Raw genomic sequence first — 22,892 nt, forward strand, 5'->3', positions numbered from 1 at the left:
ATTTAGTTGATATTTTGTACTTCCCTTTCGTTCACAGCTTTATTATGAAATAGCTGCAAAGCTATGGACAGAAGGGGAACCGAACTTTTTTGGTAGGGTTCACCTCACCACTTTGACTGCGTAATCTTTGCGTTTGACAAAGGCTAAACCTAAAACAAGGAAGGTACAAATACCTGCTAAATAGAGTGGATAGCCGTAGGATTCAGGATGCTCTTGATTGACAAGTAAGCCTGCAATGACGGGGCCAAATCCATTGGAAATGCTGAGGTATGAGGCATTTATACCTAGTACAGTCCCTTGTTCCTCAGGACGGGCATTGAGAGAGAGTAAGGCGCTAATCATCGGTTGTACAACCGAATTGAGTAATGAGAAGAGTACACAAACAGCGATAAAGTAATAGATATCCTTCCATATCGGCATTAAGACAAAAGATAAACTACGGATCAATAGTCCTAAAAATAATATTTGCGCTAGTTGCAGATGTTTGGTCATTTGGGAAATACCCGCAGTTTGCATAATGACTGCGAGTACGCCAAATAGTAAAAACATGAGGGCAAGCCCATCACTATTTTGGTTGAGAACTTTGAGAAAGTAAGGCTGAAAGGCAAAGGTAAAGATATTAAAAGTCAAGCCTGTCAGGAAATTAATAATCAGTAAAATGCCAATTTTGGGCATCAATAATCCTGTAACTAGTTTCTCTAAACCAAGATCAAATATATTTTGCGCTTTTTCCGCTTTAGTTTTCAGTGTCTCTGGCAAGAAGAAAATAGTTAAAAATAAAGCGATCGCCGCAATCGCCCCTGACACCAAAAACGAAGCCCCAAAGGATTTACCTAAAGGAGTATTGAGGGCAGCTTTCTGAGCTAGCAAACTGATCGCAGGTCCTAGAATGAAGCCCATCCCAAAGGCGGCTCCATTGATCCCAAAGGCTTTAGCGCGAGTTTCGGGTGTAGTGACATCAGAAATAACGGCTTGAGCAACCGAAGCATTCCCCCCCGTAATCCCATCTAAAAATCTCGCAAAAAATAATACTGCGGCACTAGCGGCGGTTCCTGCCATCAGATTGGCAACCACTGTTCCCGCTAAACTCAGTATTAATAAAGGCTTTCGTCCAAAGCAATCGCTAAGTTTCCCGATGATTGGAGTTGCAAAAAATTGCGAGATTGCATAAATTGCGAATAATAAGCTCGTCTGAAAATCATTTAATTGAAACTGTCTACCATATTGGTACAAAACAGGGATGAGAATCGTAAAACTCAGCGCATTAATGAAAGAAATAAGAGCAATAATCCAAAAGTTACGATTCATTCTAAAGGCGATCGCATAGAGGCTTTTTCTATACTACAGCGCGATCAGAGAAAATTATTAAACGCGATTGCCCTACTCCCATATATAAGCTTGAAAATGGGCATAGCGAAGTACCACCCATCCACTACCCATTGATGAAAATTCCAATTTTTTGTAGTGCGGCTTTGCCGCACTACAAAAAATTTATGAAACTACATCAGGCTTGTAAAGCTTGCAAAGCTAGATGAAAGGCAGTGATGGACTTAGCATCAAGGCTAGTATCTGCACTTTGCGATCGCAATAAATTATCAATTTCTTCCCGACTGAGCAGTACTACTTCTATCTCTTCATCTTCATCTTGAGCAGGAGGTTGTTCCAATTTGGTGAGATCCTGTGCGAGATAAGCATGGATAATCTCATCGGAATAGCCGGGGCAAATGTAGAATCCGCCGAGATATTGCCATTTACTAGCACTGTAGCCTGTCTCTTCTTCGATTTCCCGCTTAATCGTCACATCATGATTTTCGCCTACTTCTAAAGTTCCCGCAGGAAATTCTAGTAAATAGCGCTGAATTGCAAATCGATATTGCTTTACTAAGACAAACTTGCCATCGGCAGTGACAGGAACCGCCATTCCTGCCCCAGGGTGTTTGATATAGGAATATTCTCCGATAACGCCATTGGGTAACTTAATGCGATCGGTATGAAAAGAGAACTTACGACCTTGATAGCTGAGACGGTTTTGCAAAATTGTTGCAGGTACGAGATCAGACATAAATTTTGTGAATTGATTTCAGCCCATTGTGTCATATAGCGGTTTTCATTTTGCCTACGGCAAAATGAAAACCGCAAATCCTTACTGTGATTCTTTTTTGTTTTACAAATGAGTATGCACTCATTTGTAAAACGCTATATAGCAATCCTAAATGGTTTGTGGAAGCGCACCCTGAAGGGGTGCGCTTCCACATCTACAAATGGTTGACAGCTATATGCAGCATTAGTACAGAGAAATTTTTGAAAGCACGGCAAAGCTGTGATTTCAAAAGCGTAATTCAGTGCGTTGACTAAAAAATAACTTAGAGTTATGGCGCAAAGTGACACAACTCTAAGTTGTGGTCTTAATCCAAACTGAAACAGAGCCACCATTGCAACAAAATTCTGCCCAGCCATCATCATTCGTTGTGATTGATTGCTCTACCTGCTTGGTGATGTCGATATAGGTACAATTAGGCTGACCAATTTCCATCCATTTTCTTCCTTCCTCAGCATTGCTTAATACCACTGCCATTCCTCCCTGATGCTCATCATCTCCTAGTCTTGTCCAGCCGATGGTATTGGGATGGTCAAAATAATCAAGCTGCTGACCATAGGCATAGTTTTGACGTACTGATAGAAATTGATCGAGTAGCCATTGATGACTATCAATCCAGATTTCATATTCATTACCATCTTTGCCATAGTCCTGATAATGCGCGCCATAGTAATCGGCAGCAAAAATGCAAGGATATCCCTCTTGGCGCAACAAAATCAGCGCATAGGCAAGAGGTTTAAACCAAGCCTCAACAATTGACTCTAGGGACTGCAATGGTTGAGAGTCATGATTATCGACAAAGGTGACGGCCAGAGATGGTTGATGTTGAACTAATGTATTTTCAAAGATTTGGCTAAGGTCGTAGTCTTCTCGCGATTGGCTCGCGACATGAAAATTTTGATGCAAAGGCACATCAAATAGACTAACTGTGCCATTGGTAACATCAATAAAATTATGCAAAGCTTCCATTTCATAGGACCAATACTCACCGACAGCAAATAGATCGCGCTTGGCATAGTTACGCATATGTTCTAGCCATTCCTGAAAGAACTGTGCGGAAACATGCTTAACTGCATCAAAGCGGAATCCATCAACATTGGTCAAATCATAGTTCCATTCTCCCCAATACTTGAGTTCGCCCTGTACTTCTGAGTTCTGGATGTCAAGGTCACAGCCCATCAAATAGTCAAAATTGCCTTTCTCAAGGTCAACATTTTTGTCAAAGGATTTGCCTTTAAGTAAATAAACTGCATCTTCTCCTTCATTGTAGGCATTGTAATCGATCGCATCAAAATGCCACCAATGCCATTCCATTTCAGAATATTTGCCTTTACGCCCTTCAAACGTAAAGTGAGTCCAAGCTTGAATGGTTTGATAATCACCGATCGCCTGATTGCGATCGTCCATACTCATCGGTGTGGCTTCTACCTCTTCCGAGTGATCGGCTCCCATTTTGTGATTAAAAACCACATCAGCATAAATACTAAGCCCTGCTTGATGAGCCAGTTTAATCGCCTGAATGTATTCATCTTTTGTGCCATATTTCGTTCTGATCGAGCCTTTTTGATCAAACTCACCCAGATCAAATAGATCATAAATGCCATAGCCTACATCCAGACCACCTGATTTTCCCTTGTAGGCTGGGGGCAACCATAGAGATGTAATACCAGCCTTAGCTAAGTCTTCAGCCTTCTCTGCTACTTGGTTCCACAGACTACCGTCATCTGGCAGATACCAGTGAAAGTACTGCATCATGACACCGTTTTGATGAAACATTTTTAGTTCCTTACTAAGGGTTTTGGCTTGATAAATTTCTCTTTGTTACATTTTGTGTCGTAATTCATCAATTCATTCAATAAATCAATCACCCCCCGATCAAGATAGTCAGGTGAATAAAAAATCAAAGAGATTAATTTTCGACAAAAAATAATCTTGTATAAAAAACAAAATATAAAAATATAAATTTCGGTTTAGATTTTTATTTGAGCTTCAATTGCAATGAAGCCTATTTAAATAGATAGTTTTTTATTTTTTATTTATCAAATAATACATATCATACAAACAAGCAAAATTACAACTTTGTTTGTTTGCCTATTAAGATCATCGATATATATTTATATCTTATGTCTTGAGATGGATGAATAAGTTAATCAAATAAATAATAATGAAGATGTTAGAAAAGAAGTTGTAAATTCGATTTTGTCTTTTATAGCATTTCGTTAAATACCAACACAAATAGAGGGCATTTATTATGAGTTTACAAGAACGTGCTAAAGCTGCTGCTAAGGATCTTGAAGGTAAGGTCGAAGAGGCAGTAGGTAATGTCACAGGAGACACTGGCAAACAGGTTGAAGGTCAAGCTAAGCAAGCTGAAGCCCGTGTTCGCAATACTGCTGAAGATGTAAAAGACAAGGCTAAAGATGTGGCTAACGATATCAAGAAAAAAGCAAAAGATGCTATCGATTAAATAGTTAATTGCTACATATCTAATTGACAAATAGTCTTGAAAAATATTTGAGTGATTTGATTTTATTTGATTGGATTGCTCAAATATTTGTTTTTTTGATTTTATTTTGATTCTTCCTTAAAAAGAATTCTATTTTGTATATCTTTCTCTATGGATTCTTGGTCATATCAAAATAAAATTTATGCTCGATAAACTTTAGGGTAGCTAAAATGATTTCACAAATTTACAGATCTTTATTAACTATCGGCTGCATTTTATTCTTATCGTCTGTCATTGTCTTTGGGCTACCTGTTAATAAAGGTTGGGCAGCAAATTCATTTACTCCGATCGCTTCGATAGAGAGAGTGAAGGCAGGGGCAAAAGATCTTGAAGGTAAGACTCAAGAAGCGATCGGAAATGTCACAGGTAACACTAAAAATCAAGTCATTGGCAAAGCTAAACAAGCGGAAGCAGATGTTCGCAATGCGGCTGAAGATGTTAAAGACAATGTGAAACTGCCAGAACGAGTAAAGGCTGGTGCGCGAGATCTTGAAGGCAAGACTCAAGAAGCGATCGGTAAGGTGACAGGCGATCGCCAAGATCAAATTGTTGGCAAAGGTAAGCAAGTGGAATCTAAGACTCGCAACTTGATAGAAGATGCGAAAGATAAAGTCCAAGAATTGTTTGAATAAGTTTCTAAATCAGGAAGGAAGTATATGAGTTTTATTTGGTTTATTTTGATCGGTTTAGCTGCTGGCTGGCTAGCGGGTCAACTGGTTAAAGGTGGCGGTTTTGGACTACTAGGAGACATCATTGTTGGCGTAATTGGCGCATTACTTGGTGGATTTCTATTTAGTGCTTTGGGTTTATCTAGTGGGGGTGGATTACTTGGCAGTTTGATTGTCGCCACCATTGGTGCAGTTGTGCTGTTATTTGGTTTACGCCTGATCAAGTCAGCTTAATAGACAGGACTTACGCAAAATGACCAAGAACTGGAGTTCTTGGCTCAAAGCTAAAGCAGACTGAAGAACTTCTATGATCAACCCGTCTCAACGTGTTTAAGCTTTCAGCCCGTAATTTATTACAGGTCTATTGTGTAAGTCCGAAATTTCTTGAATATCAATTCCTATATGAAGGATTAATTATTATGTCCGATGAAATTGAAAGAGAAGTTACATCCAAAAAAGTAACATCACTTCCCAATAATTCTGTAAATGGAAGTAGAGTTTCTGAGCAGCGTACTACTAAAGTAACTAATGATAGTAGTATGACTGGAGTAGCAATTATTGTTTTGCTTGGCTTAGCGGTTGGCGCAGGAGCGATCGCTTATTTTCTAAACACTCGTCCAGCTCCAACACCTGTCTTAATTCCTAGCGCAACTGATACGGTGAAAGAGAATAAGTCAACGGTGATCGAACGGAATAACACCACTATTAGAGAGGTTAGTCCTGCAACACCTCAACCTACTCCGACAGTGGAAATTAATCTTCCTCCTGTGACGATCACACAACCACCTGCGGTAGCTCCTGCACCTGCAGCAACTACACCACCACAGGCCGTGACTCCAGCCGCTACTCCAAAAGTAACAGCACAGCCACAAACAACAACGCCATCACCAAAGGTTGGTAACTAAACGTCAGTTCGGGTTAAGCTGGCAAATTTTCAAAGCCCAAAAGTAAAAGCCTTGCTAAGCAAGGCTTTTACTTTTGGGCTTTGAGAGAGGTTTTTAGTAGCAAACCCTCTCTCAAAGCCTGTTTTAAATTATCTCGAACTCGCGCTACCCATCTTTATGTTTTGACAACAAGAATTGTTTCTAGGCTTTCATCACTCGCACCATTGATGATGCCGCCCGATCTCAAAATACATTGCAACATCTCCACCACTTCGGCTGTAATTTCCTCTCCTATACAAATTAAGGGAATTCCCGGAGGATAGGGACAGAGAGATTCAGCACTAATGCGTCCGATCGCTTTCTCTAGGGGTAGGCGATCGCTTTTTGCAAAATAGGCTTCACGGGGAGTAAGTTGAGATTGGTAATCCGTAACTCGTAATTCGTAATTCGTAATTAATTTTTCCTTTTTCCTTTTTCCTTTTTCCTTAGCCAATCGTTCACATCCAAGGATGAGTCGATCAACGTCTGCTTGAGTATTACCGAGGCTAAATATAAACACTAATTGGCTAAGGGTTGCCATCTCACAGACCACATCACAATGAGAATGAAGGTACTGATCGGCATCGAAACCTGTAATGCCTATGCGATCAACCATAATCGTCAGGCGACTATGATCAAGGGTAGGTACTAGAGTTTGGTCAAAGGTACGTAGATTAGGAATTTGCTGTACTTGCGATCGCACCTCATGGGCAAGTCGGAGCGTTTCTGTTAAGAGTGCTTTGCCCTTTATTGCCATTTGTCGCCTTGCCACATCTAGCGACACCATGAGTAGGAAGTTAGGACTAGTCGATCGCAATATCTGCACTGCACGATTGACTAGTTCCGCATCAAGTCGATTGCCTTGTAAGTGCAAAATCGAAGATTGGGTAAGGCTACCTGCGACCTTATGGGTGGACTGCACCACCAGATCGGCTCCTGCCTGTAATGCGGAAATCGGTAAATCTGGATGAAAGCCTAAATGTGCGCCGTGGGCAGCATCGACTAATAGAGGCACGTTATAGGCATGGGAGATCGCTACTAGCTTCTCAATTTCGCCACAGACTCCAAAATAATTGGGGCTGACTACTAGTACAGCTTTAGCATCGGGATGTTGCTGTAAAAATGCTTCGAGGGTAGCAGGACTAACACCCAAGTCCAAATCGAATTCCGATAAATATTCGGTGGGTAAATAGATGGGAACTGCTCCCGTTAAGATCATGCCCGCAAAGGCTGATTTATGGCAGTTACGGGCAATCAAGATTTTGTCACCTGCTTGGCAGGTAGCCAGTAACATTGCCTGTACCCCGCAGGTAGAGCCATTTGTTAAAAACCATGCGCGATCGCTACCATAGGCTGCGGCGGCTAATTCCTCAGCTTCGGCAACAGGCTCTTCGAGATCGGGCATTTCAGGTAAATCGAGTCGAAAAAACGTTTCGCCAAGTAGATCTACAAATTCGCGATCGATGCCTTGACCACGCTTGTGACCGGGCATATAAAACGGCGCGTGATCGATATCAAGATATCGCCGCGCCGCTTCTAGTAATGGAACTGAATGCTGATTCATTAAAATCTTGGATTTCTAGCGATCGCGTTTTGCTTTCACTTGCTATATTCAATGCTAAGTTTAGAGCTAAGTTACATAAATTAGCGATAATTAGCGATCGCCTTGCTATAAATCCCAGAAACCTATGACCACTTCATCTTATCCATTAGCTGATAATCTCAAGGATGCCTATCGTGTTTGCGATGTAGTTCCACTTAAAGATTTAGCTCTTGAGCAGTATTATGTCGATCTGTCAGGGACACGCAAAAATAATGCAATTTCTGCTATTAGCCAAATTTTAGAAGATCAACAGGCAGAAGATTTTTGCACAATTTTGTTTACAGGGCATCGTGGCGGCGGTAAGAGTACAGAGCTAAATCATATTCAAAAACAATGGGAAGCTGACTATAAGGTCATGTATGTTGACATTGAGGTCGATGCTGATCCTAATGATTTTGAGTATACTGAAATTTATTTATTAGCGATTAAATGGATCGAATTTGAACTACGAAAAGAAGGTTTGAAGTTTGATGCACAATTATTCAAAAATTTTGAAGATTGGTTTAAAGAGGTTATCGAGGAAACAGAGGAATCTGTAGAAAAATCAGTTTCAATGCAGGGCGAGTTAACTTTGCAGTCAGAGATTCCATTTGTACCGCCTTTTTTGGCGAAATTATTAGTTAAACTTTTGGCTCAAATCAAAGGTTCTGATAAGCGTAAACGAGTCATTAGACAAACTTTAACTCAAGATATTTCAAGATTAAAATTTGACATTAATTTATTGTTAAATGATGGGCTAAAAAAATGGCGGCGTAAGTTTCCAAGTTGCAAAGGATTTTTGATTGTTTTTGATGGATTGGATAAATGTCCTTCGGCTGTGGCAGAAAAATTATTTATTGATAATGCCAAGTTTCTTAAGAGCTTGGAATGTACAGTTGTTTATACTGCGCCTATTTCTGTGGTTTATTCCCCAAAGAATGCTAGTAATTTCTTTGAGAATTTCCATGTAATTCCTATGATCAATATTTACAATTATGATCCTAGTAGTGGCAATGTTGAACTTGAATATAATCAAAATGGATTGGATGCGGTCGCTAGTCTAATTGAGAAGCGATTACAAGTAGATGCCATTTTTGAGTCGCGTAATGAGTTGTTGGAATTAGCAAAATATAGTGGCGGTCATGTTCGTCAAGTCATGCAACTGGTACGTGGTGCAATTCAACACGCAAGAACTAATCGTCGTTCTAAGGTTAATTTAGAGGATATAAATTATTCAATTAATCAATTGCAATTTACTTTTGAAAGGCTAATCCCAACTGAGCATTATCCAGTTTTAGCACAAATTTATCTAACTAAGGATGCACCAAGAGATGAGATGGGACAATTGATGTTATTTAATATTTCGGTATTTGAATATAATGGTCTAAGTCGATGGAATTATCCTAATCCAGTGGTGATTAGAAGCCGTTTATTCCAGAGAGCTTTAGAGGATTATCGATCTAAAAATCCGTAGTAATTAGTTTGTTGGAATTAAAATGTAGGATGGGTTGGAGATCGCGTAACCCATCATCTTGCTCAAAATTTATGCATTACGTTGCACTTCATCTTTGAATTGGCGCATCCTACAAATAATTAAACTATGAACGATTTTGATAACGAGAATAATAATAAGCCTGATTTTGCGGTGATGAATCGTCAAGAGATTCAGGAATTGTTGTCTTTGTTGGATTTGTCGGATGGGTTTACAGTTGCGCTGGCGGAATGTAATTTTTGGCAGGATGGGGTGGCGTTGGTGGCGGCGCTGAATGAAGAGATTGCGGCTGATCCTGAGTGGGCAGAGTTGCAGATTGTGGATTGGGAGTTTAATGATCCTGAGTTGCGGTATTTGTTGGATGAGTTGACGCAGCGTTTGGCGACATTACCGCGACAGGAGGGGAAGAAGTTAATCTTGGTGTTGCGAGGTTTGGAAAATGCGATCGGGGTAGTGGGTGATTATCCTAAATTTTTGGTGGATCTCAATTTTGTGCGGGATGCCTATATCAAGAATGTGCCGTATCCTGTGCTGTTTGTGTTACCTGACTATGCAATTACTAGGTTTGCTCAGTTTGCAGGGGATTTTTGGGCATGGCGATCGGGGGTATTTAAGTTTCAGACTACGCAGGAAGCAAGAGAGTTTGCAGAAGCAAAAACTATTAACTCAGATCGAATTATTGGTAGTTATATTAAACCTGAAAAACAAGAACGCATTGATCTATTACATCGGCTCTTAATGGAAACTAAACCCTCTGGCTCGAAGCCAGAGTCTAATAGCAATGCTGCAAGTCAAATCAATATTTTGATTGAATTAGGAATTGCTTACCGTAGTTTGAGTGAGTTTAATCAAGCTATTGAGTTTCATCAGCAAGCATTAGCACTATCTCGAAAGATAAGTGATCGCAATGGTGAAGCAGCTTCTCTCAATAGTCTAGGGCTTGCTTACAATTCATTAGGGCAGTACCAGCAAGCGATTCAGTTTTTTCATCAATCTCTAGACATTTCTAGAGAAATTGGTGATCACAATGATGAAGCAGCTTCTCTCAATAATCTAGGGCTTACTTACAATTCACTAGGACAGTACCAGCAAGCGATTCAGTTTTTTCATCAATCTCTAGACATTTCCAAAGAAATTGGTGATCGCAATTGTGAAGCATCTTCTCTTTGTAATCTGGGAGATGCTTACAATTCATTAGGGCAGTACCAGCAAGCGATTCAGTTTTTTCAGCAGTCTCTGAAAATTTTCAGAGAAATTGGGAATCTAGACTTTGAAGCAAATGCTCTTGTCAATCTAGGCATTGCTTATCATTTCCTAGGGGAATACCAGCAAGCGATTCAGATCTATCAGCAGTCTCTGAAAATCAAAAAAGAAATTGGTGATCGCAATGGTGAATCAAATGCTCTTGGCAATCTAGGGCTTGCTTACGATTCACTAGGTCAGTATCGGCAAGCAATTCAGTTTTATCAGCAGCAACTGGAAATTTGTAGAGAAATTGATGATCGCAATGGTGAAGCAAATGCTCTCAATAACTTGGGAATTGCTCTCCAAGCATTAGGTCGCAGAAGTGAGTCCATAGAGGCTTTCAACGCTTCAAGAAAAATATTTGAAGAATTGGGACTTTATCATAAGATTCAGGATTCAGGTAAATCCTTTGCACCGCTAGAAACTGTTGCCAAAGAACCTAAGCGTTTCCAAATTAAAGATGAACCAGAGGAATTGCCAGACTGGTATAAGAAGTCGCTACCAGCTCCTAAACCCACACCCCGCAAACGTCCCCGTCGCAAAAATCTCTTTCAGAAAATCTTTAATTGGTTCCACCGCATTTGGACTAAGTTGTGGGGGGAAGCAAGAAATTGAGATCCCCGACTTTTTTCTTTGCTAGCATAGATTCCTTTTGTCAGCCATAAAAAATCGGGGATCTGGGTCAGTATTGACAAATCGATATAGATTGGTACAACACTCAGTAGTTAAGCCAAATATTTCTCCAAAGCCGCTTCCACAATATCCTTCATCGATGAACCTTGTTCTTCGACAGCTTTCTTGAGAAGCTCAAAGGACTTAGCAGAAAGAGTGACACGATGGCGAACATCGCGGCGCTTACCTTTGGCTTTTTCCTCAGGCAGTTCCGATACATAGGTTTCTGCAAACTGGCGAAGATCCTCGATGCCTTTGCGATCGCAAAAATCACCAAAGCTTTCATCTTCTACGCGATCCTTCTTGAAATAGAAGAACAGAGGTTCTAAACCTTTCTCCAGATTATTGATATGGAGACGTTGCACATAGGGCTGAGCTAAACGAGTGGAATTAAAACTACCACCTAGCCAAACCTGATATTCATCGACAGCACTACCAACAAAGGCAAGTTCTGCCATGTAGGGACGGGCGCAACCATTGGGGCAGCCTGTGATGCGAGTGACAAAGGTTTCATCTTCCAAACCTAAACGCACCAACAATTTACGAATCCTTGCCAAAATATCAGGCAAAGCGCGTTCTGACTCCGCGATCGCTAGTCCACAAGTTGGGAAAGCAGGACAAGCCATCGAGTAACGCACCAAGGTATCGATCTGGTCAGGGGCTAAAATACCGCAGCGATCGAGGATTTTCTGGATTTCTTCTTTCTCATCGGCAGCAATTTCGGTAATCAGTAAATTCTGATTAGGGGTCAAGACAAAATCATGGTGGAATTTTTCGCTAATTTCTCGCAAGGCCGTTTTTAGTTGTAAACCTTCGCGATCAAGTACACGACCACTTTCAATGGAGACTCCGACAAAATACTTGCCATCACCCTGCTCATGCCAACCCAGATAATCTTGATATTTGAAAGGAGGCAATTCACGGGAATCTGCAAGTTTTGTTGGATAATACTCCAACAAAACTTGCTTGAATTTCTCCACGCCCCATTCTTCCAAAATATACTTGAAGCGGGAGTGACGACGATTATGGCGATCGCCATAGTCACGTTGCAAAGCAACAATCGCCTTCACCAGATCGTAAACCTTTGCGACAGGGACAAAACCAATGCTGTCGGCAATCCGCACAATCGTCGCATCATTATTATGGGCGCGACCTAAACCACCACCAACATAGACGTTAAAGCCTTCTAACTCATTAGCCGCATTGGTAATTACCACCAACGACAAATCATTGGTATAGAGATCAACGGAGTTATCACCAGCAACAGCGATCGCAATTTTAAATTTGCGGGGTAAATACTGTGTGCCATAGATTGGCTCAATATCGCTGATATTGGTTTTCGCAGTTCCTGCACCTTGACGCTTTCTTGCTTCAGTTACCTCTGGTGCTTCCGATGCTGTCACCGCCACTTCACCATCAAGCCAAATATCGTAATAGGCTCCTGCCTGTGGTGCTAGCAAATCGGCAAGCTTAACTGCATATTCCCGCGCATAGTCGTATTCAGGCTTATTTTTAAATGGGGCAGGTGGAGCCATTACGTTACGGTTAATGTCACCGCAAGCACCCACAGTCGATCCCATATTCTTGGTGATATCAACGATTACCGCCTTGAGATTTTCCTTAAGAATCCCGTGAAGCTGGAATCCCTGTCTAGTCGTGGCGCGTAAAGTGTGATTGCCATAGCGATCGCTTAATTTATCCAAAGCGACGTACAACTGCCAAGGAATAAACCCTCCGGGGCTACGAGTCCGCAACATCATACTGTATTGGGCTTCTTCCCCTTTTGCCTTTGCCTTTTCTAAATCCCGATCTTTTTGTTGATAAGAACCATGAAACTTTAAGATTTGAATCCCATCTTGACTGAAAAATGGATTGCCATCATTTAATTCAGTGTCGATAGGACCTCGCAAAAAGTTACTTTTTTGCTTGAGGACTTCAACCTTTGATACTTTGCCAGTATTAATCAGATTATTTGTCATGGTTCAACTATCGAGACTTAATGTAATTTAGTTTTCTTTGCCCCACCATTATACCCCGATAATCCTATCGGAATTAGGATGAAGTTTACAAAAAGCAATCCAAAAAAAGACGATGCTAAGCATCGTCTTTTTAAATAGTTGCAATAAGTAGCTAATTCAATAAATTAACTCTCACTTTCCTTACCAAAACCTGGATAAGCTTCCATACCATGTTCAGAAATATCCAGACCCTTAAATTCCTCTTCCTCGGATACTCGAATACCACCTGTAATGATAGAAATTACATACCAAGCAATGAAGCTAAATAAAACTGTGAAGCCACCAACAGCAATAAATCCAACAAACTGATACCACAGTTGCTCAAAACCACCACCAAAGAATAGTCCAGCTTTAGGGGCAGGGGCTGCACCAAACTCTCCTGCTTTGCTAAATAGTCCTACAGCCAAAGTTCCCCAAGCTCCACAAACAAGGTGAACAGATGTCGCACCTACAGGATCATCAATCTTGAGAGAATCAAAAAATCCAACTGCAAAAACAACAATCACACCAGCAACAGCACCAATTATTGCAGCGCTAGGCATATCAACAAAAGCACATGATGCAGTAACACCAACCAATCCAGCCAAGATGCCATTAACAATCATTGAAAGATCTGGTTTGCCTAAGTAAAGCCAAGCTACAATCGTCGCCGCAATCCCACCTGTGGAAGCTGCCATGTTTGTGGTTAGAGCAATATGAGCAATGAGCTTACCATTAGCATCCATTGTGGAACCTGGGTTAAACCCAAACCATCCTAACCATAGAATCAAACAACCTAGAGTTGCTAAACCCATATTGTGACCAGGGATCGCTCTTACTTTTCCATCCGCACTATATCTGCCTAATCGAGGGCCAAGTACAGCCGCACCGACCAAAGCGCCCCAGCCGCCAACAGTATGCACAACAGTGGAGCCTGCAAAGTCATAAAATCCCATTTTGGCTGCCCAGCCACCACCCCAGATCCAGTGACCTGTGATTGCATAGGAAACCCCTACTAGTAAAAAGCTAAAGATCAAAAAGGCAACAAACTTAATTCGCTCAGCAACAGCACCTGAAACGATCGTTGCGGCGGTTCCTGCAAATACCAGTTGGAACAAGAATTTGGCTTCTAGGGGAATACTTGTCCAGTTGAGAGCAGAAAAGTCTCCTTTATAGGCATCACCGATCGCAGGACTATTATCAGCCCCAGAAATAAAGAAGCCTTTCAAACCGATGAAGGCATTACCATCATCGTTACCAAACATAAATCCAAACCCGATCGCCCAATAGGCAATCGTAGCGATCGCAAATACAACTAAGTTCTTAGTAAGAATATTGACTGCATTTTTTCGGCGACAAAAACCAGACTCGACCAATGCAAAACCAGCATTCATAAAAAACACTAAAAAAGCCGCAATAACGACCCAAAGGGTGTCTAGAGTTGCATCGAGAGCACTTACACTAGCTTTAACATCATCTATTGTCGGTGCAGCAGGAGGAGCCGTAGTCTGAGCAGTGGCTGCATAAATCCAAAAAACACCAATAATCGCTGCTAGAGGTACACAAGCAGTCCAGTTGACTGAACTCCTGAGCCTCTTCTTGTGATTTGACTTGTAAACCAACACTTTAGAGTTCTCCTCGTTGAAGTAATGCAATCATGCCAATGCAAAGATTAATGAAATCAATCACATCAGATTTAAGTACCCCTATTTTGTATAGGCTTATACGGAAATCTGTGGTATATGCATTCTTCAGAGATAAGAAAGCAACGAAAAAATACAATTAAGACCATAGATAATCATTTAACTCTATCTATGCCGTATTGAGTTTCGATAACAAAAACTAATCAAATAATTAACGTCAGTTCTGGTTTGCCAACTTTACAAGCCCAGACACAAGGGCTTTGAGTTTGTTACACAAACCCTCTTTCAAAGCGCAAAATTAAAAGCCTTGCTTAGCAAGGCTTTTAATTTTGCGCTTTGAAAATTTGCCAGCTTAAACCGAATTGACGTTAATTACTATCCCAATAACTAAGGATGGGTGGCTAATATAGCCACCCATCCTTAGTTAAGTATTTAAATATACTTCCTAGAAACTGTAATTAGCTAGTAAGGTTAACCTTCAGAAGAAGATCCTTGGCTGATGAATACTCCAGAACCAAACTCGCTACCATAACCCTCTTCACCATGAATAGGTAAGTCGATACCTTGTTCTTCGATCGAAGGGGCTACTCTCAAATCCATAAATAACTTGAGAATGAACAGGATCACAAATGTAGCAACTGCCGAAAATATATAGGTAGTTGCTACACCATAAAACTGAATCAAAATTTGACCAGGATTACCGTCTAACAAACCTAAACTGATTTCTGCACCCTTAGCGTCCTTCATCAGGTTGACAGCTTTAGTTGCAAATACACCAGTTAAAATTGCGCCAACAGTTCCACCAACACCGTGTACTGAGAAGGTATCAAGAGAATCATCAAATTTGAACTTAGCACGCAAGCTTACAGCGATAAAGCAACATACTGCTGTAATTGAACCAATCAAAATTGCACCAATGGGAGTAACGAAACCAGCAGCAGGAGTGACACCAACTAGTCCAGCTAGAAATCCGCTAGCAATACCAACGGCAGTTGGCTTACCACGAAGAACCCATTCAACCAATAGCCAAGTGAGACCGCCAGCCGAAGTCGCAACACTAGTAGCCACAAATGCTACAGCAGCAAGAGGGCCTGCACTAAGGGCGCTACCTGCGTTAAATCCAAACCAACCAAACCAAAGCAACCCAATTCCTAACAAGACATAGGGAACGTTGTGGGGAGTATGTGGTCTTGTAGCAAAGTCTTTTCTTGCTCCAACTACTAAAACAGCAACAACTGCCGCCACACCAGAGCTAATGTGGACAACCGTGCCACCAGCAAAGTCTAAAGCACCAAGTTCACCTAGGAAACCACGTCCCCAGACCATGTGCGCGAGAGGTGCGTAAACAAAAGTTGACCAGAGCAAAATAAACCAGAAGTAAGCCTTGAAGCTCATGCGTTCAACGATCGCACCAGAAATCAGCGCTGGTGTAATGATCGCAAACATCATTTGGTAGACCATGAACACTGCATGGGGAATTGTTCCTGCATAGCCAATAGGATCCACATCATCAAACTTAACTTTATTTAGAAAAGTCCAATCAAGCCCACCAATAAATTTTTCGATGCCCTGACCATAGCTAAACTCAGAAACCTTGGCTGTTACATCAAAGGCTAAGCTATAGCCCCAAAGTACCCAAGTAACACCGACAACTGCCATGAGCAATAGGCTCATCATCATCGTGTTCAGTACGTTACGAGTTCTAACCAATCCACCATAGAAAAAGGCAAGACCAGGAGTCATCAACAATACAAGAGCTGCCGCTACCAACATAAAAGCGGTATCACCTGAATTGATTGGCGAAGCAGGAGGTGAGGGGGCTAAAAGTTTGTCAAGTGCTTCTTTCTGCTCCTTGCTTAAAGTGACAACATCACCTGATGGGGCTGCCTTGGGGGAAGGAGAAGCACTAGGAGAAGCAGTAGCTGTAGGACTAGGAGAAGCAGTAGCCGTAGGAGAAGTGGTTTCCGTAGGGCTGGCTGTAGGAGAAGGAGAAGTGGTTGCTTGTGCCCAAGTTTGACCTGTAAAAGGGAAACTCACTAACCACAAGACTAGCAACGCACTCAGTAGAAATTTTTTGATCACAGACTCTATCCTTTCACAAAGTTTTCTTGTCATCACAATAAGGCGACATGAGTTCAGTTAAGCACCGTTTCCGAGAGCATTCCATCACTGAAAGCTAAAAACTAATGGTGCTCAGTACTCATTTGTTTATAGTTACCATAGAGAATTTATTCAAGAATGATTTCATCAACTTATAAGGCATCAATTTGTATTAGAAGTTACATTCACAACCTAGAAGAGGCAAAATCTGGTATTTGCGATCGCAATCAGAACGAATTTGTCAGGTTTTGATAATTTCTCTGAGTACTGCTAAGTTGACAGATGGGGCAAAAGTAGTAATTCTTGTTACTTTTGCTAATTTCATCACACGCTTAAAAACTCCTGTGCTAGAGTTGATGTACTTTTAAATCTCGCATTCCTCACTCACATCACCTTTCAGGAAGTTGACATGGCAAAAGGCGGACTTGTACTTGGTACAACAGCAGCATTAGCGGCGGCTGTCGCAGTTGTTGGTTTTCAGCTAGCAAATCCTAGCATCGCCGCATTTCGGGACAGCCCCAAAGAAATTGTTGACGAAGCTTGGCAGCTTATTAATCGGGAATATGTCGATGGTTCCTTTAACAAAGTAGACTGGCGGCAAGTTAGACGACAATATGTCGAAAACCGTGATTACGCATCCAAGGCTGAAGCATATCGATCAGTTCGGGAAATGCTTAAGTTGCTTGATGATCCCTATACTCGGTTTATGGATCCTGAGCAATTCAAGAGTATGCAAATTGATACTTCGGGGGAACTTACAGGGGTCGGTATTCAATTGGGCATGGATGATGCCACGAAACAGCTAACAGTAGTTGCACCGATTGAGGATTCACCTGCAGCTCGTGCAGGGCTTTTAACTAAGGACATCATTACGGCGATCGCAGATAAATCTACGGATGGCATGGATATCAACCAAGCTGTAGCCCTGATTCGTGGTCCTGCTGGTACAAAGGTCAAGTTGGGTATCAAGCGTGGCGATCGCCAATTTGATGTCGAACTAGAACGCGCCAAGATTGAAATTCATCCAGTCAAGGCAGAATTGCGTGACACCAATATCGGCAAGGTCGGCTATATCAGCTTGCGCCAGTTTAATGCTAATGCTGCTAGCGATATGCGTAAGGCGATCCAAGATCACGTCAGCAAGGGCGCAGTTGGCTTTGTTCTCGATTTACGATCTAACCCTGGTGGCTTACTCTACTCCAGTGCTGAGATTGCCAGAATGTGGCTCGATAACGCTACAATCGTTTCAACAATTGACCGTAAGGGCGAAAGTGAACGACTGACTGCTAATCGTCAATCTCTAACCAATAAGCCTCTGGTGGTACTAGTAGATGGCGGCTCCGCAAGTGCCAGCGAAATTCTATCTGGTGCTTTGCAAGATAACAAGCGGGCTGTCATTGTCGGTACAAAAACCTTCGGTAAAGGTCTAGTGCAGTCAGTACATTCTTTGAGCGATGGTTCAGGGATGGCAGTGACGATCGCGAAGTACTACACCCCCAATGGACGCGATATTAACCACATGGGTATCGTGCCTGATCGGGTGGTTGAGTTGACTAAAGAGGATCTAGAAAAACTTAACAAGAATCGAGATCTCGTTGGTACAGTTGCTGACCCACAATTTGCCAAAGCGATCGATATTCTTTCGAGCGAACTGAAAAACGTTAGCTCCCGCTAGTTAAAAGCAATAAAAAAGCAGCCCTAGGGCTGCTTTTTTATTAAGAGTCGGGATGGCGAGTCAAGATTGCTTCGATAGTGCTTTCTAGATTTTGTCCAGCAATGATGCCACCAGCTAAAGAATAGATATTATTCTCGCGACGATACATAGTTTGAAAACCTGTTCGCATCCTTTTATCACCCATGACCCAATAGCGCTGAATGATTGAGTCAGGTCCGATTATGCCCTCGCCTTCTACTTTCCCCAGAGAGCTATCATCCACTACATAGGTAAATCGACGCTCATCGGAGTCAATTCTGCCTTTATAAGCCATGGTTAACTCGTCGCGATCGCTATTGGGAAAGGTCAATTTTGTGACCATCGTAAACCAGTAATTATCTTTAGACCAACCTACTAAAGTTCTACCCTTAACTTCAATAGGCATTGAGTCTCGCTCTATCCAGTTGCCTTCGAGAGTCCATTTACCAGGTTGAACTAAAAAGGTATGCGCCACAGTGTTTATCAGCTTAATTTACTGCCTATTATATATCTCGTTAGCAATTGTCATTACAAAACCTAACATCCCAAAAAGCCCACAACAGTGACATGATCAAGAATTTACATTAATTGACTAATCCTGATCGCAAAGCAATCACTGCCGCCTGTACGCGATCGTCCACCGATAATTTATTCATAATGCCACGGACATGGGTTTTAATCGTGTTAGGACTGAGGTACAGCAGTTTGGCAATTTCAGGGTTACTTTTGCCATCAACTATTAGTTTCAGTACTTCTAATTCCCTTTGAGATAAATGTGAAGTATTTTCAGTTGGGATGGGTGGTTTGAGGTGATCCATTACTTTACGCGCAATTTGAGGATCGAGGTAGGTTGCCCCATCTTTAGCTGCGGCAAAAGCTGCTAGTAGGCTTTCAGTACTTGTTCCTTTGACGCAATAGGCATCAGCCCCACTAGAGAGCGCAGCGATGATTTCTGTATCATCTGTATGGGAGCTAAGCATCACAATGTGAACATTAGGTAAGCTCGTTTTAATTTTCTGAGTTGCCGAAATTCCATCTAGTCTCGGTAAACCAATATCCATCACGATGATGTCAGGAATTAATTCCTGTGCCATTTTTACGCCGATATAGCCATCCTCGGCGATACCAACTACCGTCACATGGGGTTGTTGAGATAGGGATTGCTCTAAACCGAGTTGGATTAGTGGATCATCTTCAACAATGAGAACTCTTAGAGGTTTTGATGTTTCTGCCACAGTCATAATTCTAAATTTCCCTCAGTTTAGTGTGTTTGCCTTAGATTATATAGCAAGCCTAAATGTTTTGTGGAAGAGCTATAGCTGTAGCCACTCAAATCAGGACATAAAAACCTATAGAGAGTTGCGATGCAACTCTCTATTAGACTCTATTAGATTCAGCTATAGCAGTCCTAAATTGTTTGTGGAAGCGCACCCCGAAGGGGTACGCTTCCACAAACGAGAAAACCTACAAATGATTTAGGACTTTTGTGACACTTAAAATCTATAAACGATATGCGGATTGTTATACTATCCCTATATAGTGCTTTTCAAGCAAACGAAGTACAGAGGCGAAACCAACTCGTATTTCAACAGGTTGGGAAATTCTAGATACGATAAGGACTGAGTGAGTTGTAGGAAAGAGAATGAGTGAAATCAACTTGGAGAGAATTGATCAATTAATTACAGAAGGATATATCACCAAGCGTCCTCATTCTAGTGGTGAACTGTTTATCTATAACTACACTGCCAAGGCTCAGTACGATCGCCTTTGGACACCAGAAACAATGCAATGCCGAGGCTTAATTTTAGATCGTAATGGCGCGATCGCATCTCGACCTTTAATCAAGTTTTTTAATTTGCAAGAACATCAAGAATCCTTGCCCTCAGAACCCTTTGATGTCTATGAGAAATTAGATGGATCATTAGGAATTCTCTATTGGTATCAAGATCAGCCCTATATCGCCTCTAGAGGTAGTTTTAATTCCGATCAAGCTGTTAAAGCTAATCAAATCCTCTATTCTCTTTATGCAGATTCAATTCCCTTATTAGACAGATCGCTTACCTATTTATTTGAGATTATTTATCCCGCTAATCGGATTGTAGTCAATTATGGTGACTATGAAGCTTTAGTGCTGTTAGCTGTCATCGAAACTGCCTCAGGGCGTGAATATTCTATTGAGGAATTCAGTCATTTAGGTTTCCCCATTGCCAAAAAATATGATGGTTTAAAAAACTTAGAGGCGATCGCTAAACTCAATGAACAAAATCAAGAGGGGTTTGTAATTCGCTTTGAGAGCGGATTGCGGCTGAAGTTTAAGTTTGCGGACTATGTGAAGTTACATCGTGTGCTTACACAGGTAACTAGTAAGGTAATCTGGGAAATGTTGCGCGATCAAATGCCATTTGAAGACATTTTAGAGCATGTTCCTGACGAATTTTATGATTGGGTAAAGTCAACAAAAGCTACGCTCTTAGGTCAATATCAACAGATTGAAGATCAAGCTAAAGCAGATTTCGAGAGGATTGTGGCAGTTGTAGATCGCAGCGATCGTAAAGAAATGGCGAAACATGTCTTAACTTGCCAAAATCATACAATTTTGTTCTCTATGCTCGATGGAAAAGATTATAGTGATTACATTTGGAGGACGATCAAACCTGCCCATGAGAAGCCTTTTATGGATGATGATAATTAAACGCCAGTTTGCCGCGCTTCGCGCGGCAAACTGGCGTTTAATCAAGATAACTAGAGGAACCTTAATATGCTGACAGTCTATTTTACAATTGGGCTTCCCGCTTCGGGCAAATCCACATGGGCAAAGGAAAAAGTCAATAAATCTCCTAATAGTATTAAGAGAGTCAATAAAGATGAATTGAGAGCGATGCTAGACAATTCCTATTTCTCTAAAGGTAATGAGAAGTTTGTGCTAGATATCCAAGACTCAATTATTAAAGCTGCTCTAGAGAATGGTAAACATGTCATTGTCGATAATACGCATCTTGCCCCTAAACATGAAGCCAGAATTCGCGAATTAATCAAGGGTTTAGCAGTTTTGGAAATAGTGGACTTTCGCCATATACCACTCGAAACTTGCATTGAGAGAGATTTAAAGAGGATGAACTCAGTTGGCGAAAAAGTAATTCGTGACATGTATAACCAATTCATCGCCCCACCACGAGTGCCAAAACCAACTTACAATCCTGAGCTACCCGAGGCAATTATTTGTGATTTAGATGGGACTCTCGCTTTGATTGGCGATCGCAGTCCCTATGATGCGGCGAACTGTGAGCGAGACATCGTCAATGAACCAGTGCGTTCTATTCTTGCAACATCAGGTAAAGCAATTTTATTTGTATCAGGTCGAGAGGATAAATTTAAGCCCCAAACCTTAGCATGGCTGGAAAAGCACAATATCTCTTTTGATGGCATATATATGCGAAAGTCTGGCGATTTGCGAAAGGATAGTATCGTCAAGAAGGAAATCTATGATGAATTTATTCTAGATAAATACAATGTTGCTTTTGTGCTAGACGATCGCGACCAAGTAGTGAGACTATGGCGAGATTTGGGCTTAACTTGCTTGCAGGTTGACTATGGCGATTTTTAGTAAGTAGCCGCACTTCGTGCGGCTACTTACTATTAAGGATTAACTTCTTGTTCTGTCCAATTGCCTTGGTCATCGCGTAAATAGATCCAGCGATTTTGGGGATTACCTCGTAATTCTAAACGATCAACTTCTATCGGTTCTAGTAACAACAAACAAAAAGAATCGAGAGGCAGTTCCGCATCAGGTGGCTCAGTTTTCGGAAAATGAATCCGTGATTCTCTAGGATGCGGCCAAGAGAATTGAATTCTGGCAGGGTCAGATAGGGCTTGCCATGTCTCAATCCGAGCCGATTGGAGTTCTTGATTGGGATATTCGTGATCAATCAATTGCAATTTTCCTAAAATCCGAAATTGCGATCGCGTTTTTGTAAAATACCAACTTGACTCCGCCCAAGGATTTGCAGCAATTTGAGCAGGTTTTTGACTACGCAGATCCGTGACAAATTTAAGACAATCCTGTAAAGGAGTTTGAAGGCGATCGCCATTTTCGAGAAACCCACGAAATACAACGGTGCGGTTACGTGGACGCTGATCTAGCCCCACCGTTGCCAATTGCAAAAACTTAGCCTCAGGCTGATTGCGGTGTTGATGTAAACTTCGAGCTAAATGCGATCGCCACATAAAAATGCTTAAAATAGGGTTGTGCTTCGCACAATTCTATTCTAAAAAG

19 protein-coding genes are annotated in these 22,892 nt (G+C 41.5%); 9 read left to right on the forward strand and 10 right to left on the reverse strand.

Going from position 1 to position 22,892, the window contains the following annotated elements; translation table 11 throughout:
• Positions 1–99 precede the first annotated feature (99 nt).
• The 3 genes from HC246_RS04150 to HC246_RS04160 form a co-directional block, all read right to left on the reverse strand.
• A complete protein-coding gene (locus HC246_RS04150) occupies positions 100–1,308 on the reverse strand; it encodes an MFS transporter (protein WP_169362290.1) in 1,209 nt (402 codons plus the stop codon).
• Positions 1,309–1,504: 196 nt separating this feature from the next.
• Positions 1,505–2,062 carry an NUDIX hydrolase gene (locus HC246_RS04155; protein WP_169362291.1) on the reverse strand — a complete coding sequence of 186 codons (558 nt, stop codon included), beginning with the start codon at positions 2,060–2,062 and terminating at the stop codon, positions 1,505–1,507.
• A 330-nt stretch (positions 2,063–2,392) separates the two neighbouring features.
• Positions 2,393–3,874, reverse strand: coding sequence for an alpha-amylase (locus HC246_RS04160; protein ID WP_169362292.1), 1,482 nt, complete (start codon positions 3,872–3,874; stop codon positions 2,393–2,395).
• Positions 3,875–4,349: 475 nt separating this feature from the next.
• Between HC246_RS04160 and HC246_RS04165 the strand changes: the two genes are divergently transcribed.
• The 4 genes from HC246_RS04165 (at position 4,350) to HC246_RS04180 (ending at position 6,177) form a co-directional block, all read left to right on the forward strand.
• Positions 4,350–4,565 carry a CsbD family protein gene (locus HC246_RS04165; protein ID WP_169362293.1) on the forward strand — a complete coding sequence of 72 codons (216 nt, stop codon included), beginning with the start codon at positions 4,350–4,352 and terminating at the stop codon, positions 4,563–4,565.
• Positions 4,566–4,774: 209 nt separating this feature from the next.
• Positions 4,775–5,236, forward strand: coding sequence for a CsbD family protein (locus HC246_RS04170; RefSeq protein WP_169362294.1), 462 nt, complete (start codon positions 4,775–4,777; stop codon positions 5,234–5,236).
• 24 nt (positions 5,237–5,260) lie between these two features.
• Positions 5,261–5,506, forward strand: a complete 246-nt coding sequence (locus tag HC246_RS04175) for a GlsB/YeaQ/YmgE family stress response membrane protein (RefSeq protein WP_169362295.1) — start codon at positions 5,261–5,263, stop codon at positions 5,504–5,506.
• Positions 5,507–5,691: 185 nt separating this feature from the next.
• Positions 5,692–6,177 (forward strand): hypothetical protein, encoded by a 486-nt coding sequence (locus HC246_RS04180; protein ID WP_169362296.1) that lies wholly within the window; start codon positions 5,692–5,694, stop codon positions 6,175–6,177.
• 154 nt (positions 6,178–6,331) lie between these two features.
• On the opposite strand, the gene HC246_RS04185 is transcribed toward HC246_RS04180, so the two are convergent.
• Positions 6,332–7,759 (reverse strand): aminotransferase class I/II-fold pyridoxal phosphate-dependent enzyme, encoded by a 1,428-nt coding sequence (locus HC246_RS04185; protein ID WP_169362297.1) that lies wholly within the window; start codon positions 7,757–7,759, stop codon positions 6,332–6,334.
• A 124-nt stretch (positions 7,760–7,883) separates the two neighbouring features.
• Here HC246_RS04185 and HC246_RS04190 point away from each other — a divergent pair, with 124 nt between their 5' ends.
• On the forward strand, positions 7,884–9,251 hold the full coding sequence (locus HC246_RS04190; RefSeq protein WP_169362298.1) for an AAA family ATPase: 1,368 nt from the start codon (positions 7,884–7,886) through the stop codon (positions 9,249–9,251).
• A 126-nt stretch (positions 9,252–9,377) separates the two neighbouring features.
• Complete coding sequence (locus HC246_RS25400) at positions 9,378–11,129, forward strand: tetratricopeptide repeat protein (RefSeq protein ID WP_211167623.1); 1,752 nt, start codon at positions 9,378–9,380, stop codon at positions 11,127–11,129.
• 110 nt (positions 11,130–11,239) lie between these two features.
• On the opposite strand, the gene sir is transcribed toward HC246_RS25400, so the two are convergent.
• The 3 genes from sir to HC246_RS04210 all read right to left on the reverse strand — a co-directional run bounded on the left by sir (position 11,240) and on the right by HC246_RS04210 (position 16,623).
• A complete protein-coding gene (gene sir / locus HC246_RS04200) occupies positions 11,240–13,165 on the reverse strand; it encodes a sulfite reductase, ferredoxin dependent (RefSeq protein ID WP_169362299.1) in 1,926 nt (641 codons plus the stop codon).
• Positions 13,166–13,329: 164 nt separating this feature from the next.
• Positions 13,330–14,808 (reverse strand): ammonium transporter, encoded by a 1,479-nt coding sequence (locus HC246_RS04205; protein ID WP_318655901.1) that lies wholly within the window; start codon positions 14,806–14,808, stop codon positions 13,330–13,332.
• Between the two features lie 489 nt (positions 14,809–15,297).
• The gene (locus tag HC246_RS04210; protein ID WP_404822263.1) at positions 15,298–16,623 is read right to left on the reverse strand and encodes an ammonium transporter; all 1,326 of its coding nucleotides are present in this window, start codon (positions 16,621–16,623) and stop codon (positions 15,298–15,300) included.
• Between the two features lie 712 nt (positions 16,624–17,335).
• Between HC246_RS04210 and ctpC the strand changes: the two genes are divergently transcribed.
• Positions 17,336–18,601: a carboxyl-terminal processing protease CtpC gene (ctpC, locus tag HC246_RS04215; RefSeq protein WP_169362302.1), complete on the forward strand. Its 1,266-nt coding sequence runs from the start codon at positions 17,336–17,338 to the stop codon at positions 18,599–18,601.
• Positions 18,602–18,641: 40 nt separating this feature from the next.
• On the opposite strand, the gene HC246_RS04220 is transcribed toward ctpC, so the two are convergent.
• Together HC246_RS04220 and HC246_RS04225 are read right to left on the reverse strand one after the other, a co-directional pair.
• Positions 18,642–19,094: a hypothetical protein gene (locus tag HC246_RS04220; RefSeq protein WP_169362303.1), complete on the reverse strand. Its 453-nt coding sequence runs from the start codon at positions 19,092–19,094 to the stop codon at positions 18,642–18,644.
• A gap of 109 nt (positions 19,095–19,203) precedes the next feature.
• A complete protein-coding gene (locus HC246_RS04225) occupies positions 19,204–19,860 on the reverse strand; it encodes a response regulator transcription factor (protein WP_169362304.1) in 657 nt (218 codons plus the stop codon).
• 401 nt (positions 19,861–20,261) lie between these two features.
• Between HC246_RS04225 and HC246_RS04230 the strand changes: the two genes are divergently transcribed.
• Together HC246_RS04230 and HC246_RS04235 are read left to right on the forward strand one after the other, a co-directional pair.
• Positions 20,262–21,311, forward strand: a complete 1,050-nt coding sequence (locus tag HC246_RS04230) for an RNA ligase (protein WP_169362305.1) — start codon at positions 20,262–20,264, stop codon at positions 21,309–21,311.
• Positions 21,312–21,377: 66 nt separating this feature from the next.
• Positions 21,378–22,223 (forward strand): phosphatase domain-containing protein, encoded by an 846-nt coding sequence (locus tag HC246_RS04235; RefSeq protein ID WP_211167624.1) that lies wholly within the window; start codon positions 21,378–21,380, stop codon positions 22,221–22,223.
• Positions 22,224–22,255: 32 nt separating this feature from the next.
• Here the strand turns inward: HC246_RS04235 and HC246_RS04240 are convergent, their stop codons facing one another.
• Positions 22,256–22,843 carry an Npun_F5749 family FMN-dependent PPOX-type flavoprotein gene (locus HC246_RS04240; protein WP_169362306.1) on the reverse strand — a complete coding sequence of 196 codons (588 nt, stop codon included), beginning with the start codon at positions 22,841–22,843 and terminating at the stop codon, positions 22,256–22,258.
• Positions 22,844–22,892: the final 49 nt, after the last annotated feature.

The sequence above is a fragment of the Pseudanabaena yagii GIHE-NHR1 genome, from assembly GCF_012863495.1.
Lineage (GTDB): Bacteria > Cyanobacteriota > Cyanobacteriia > Pseudanabaenales > Pseudanabaenaceae > Pseudanabaena > Pseudanabaena yagii.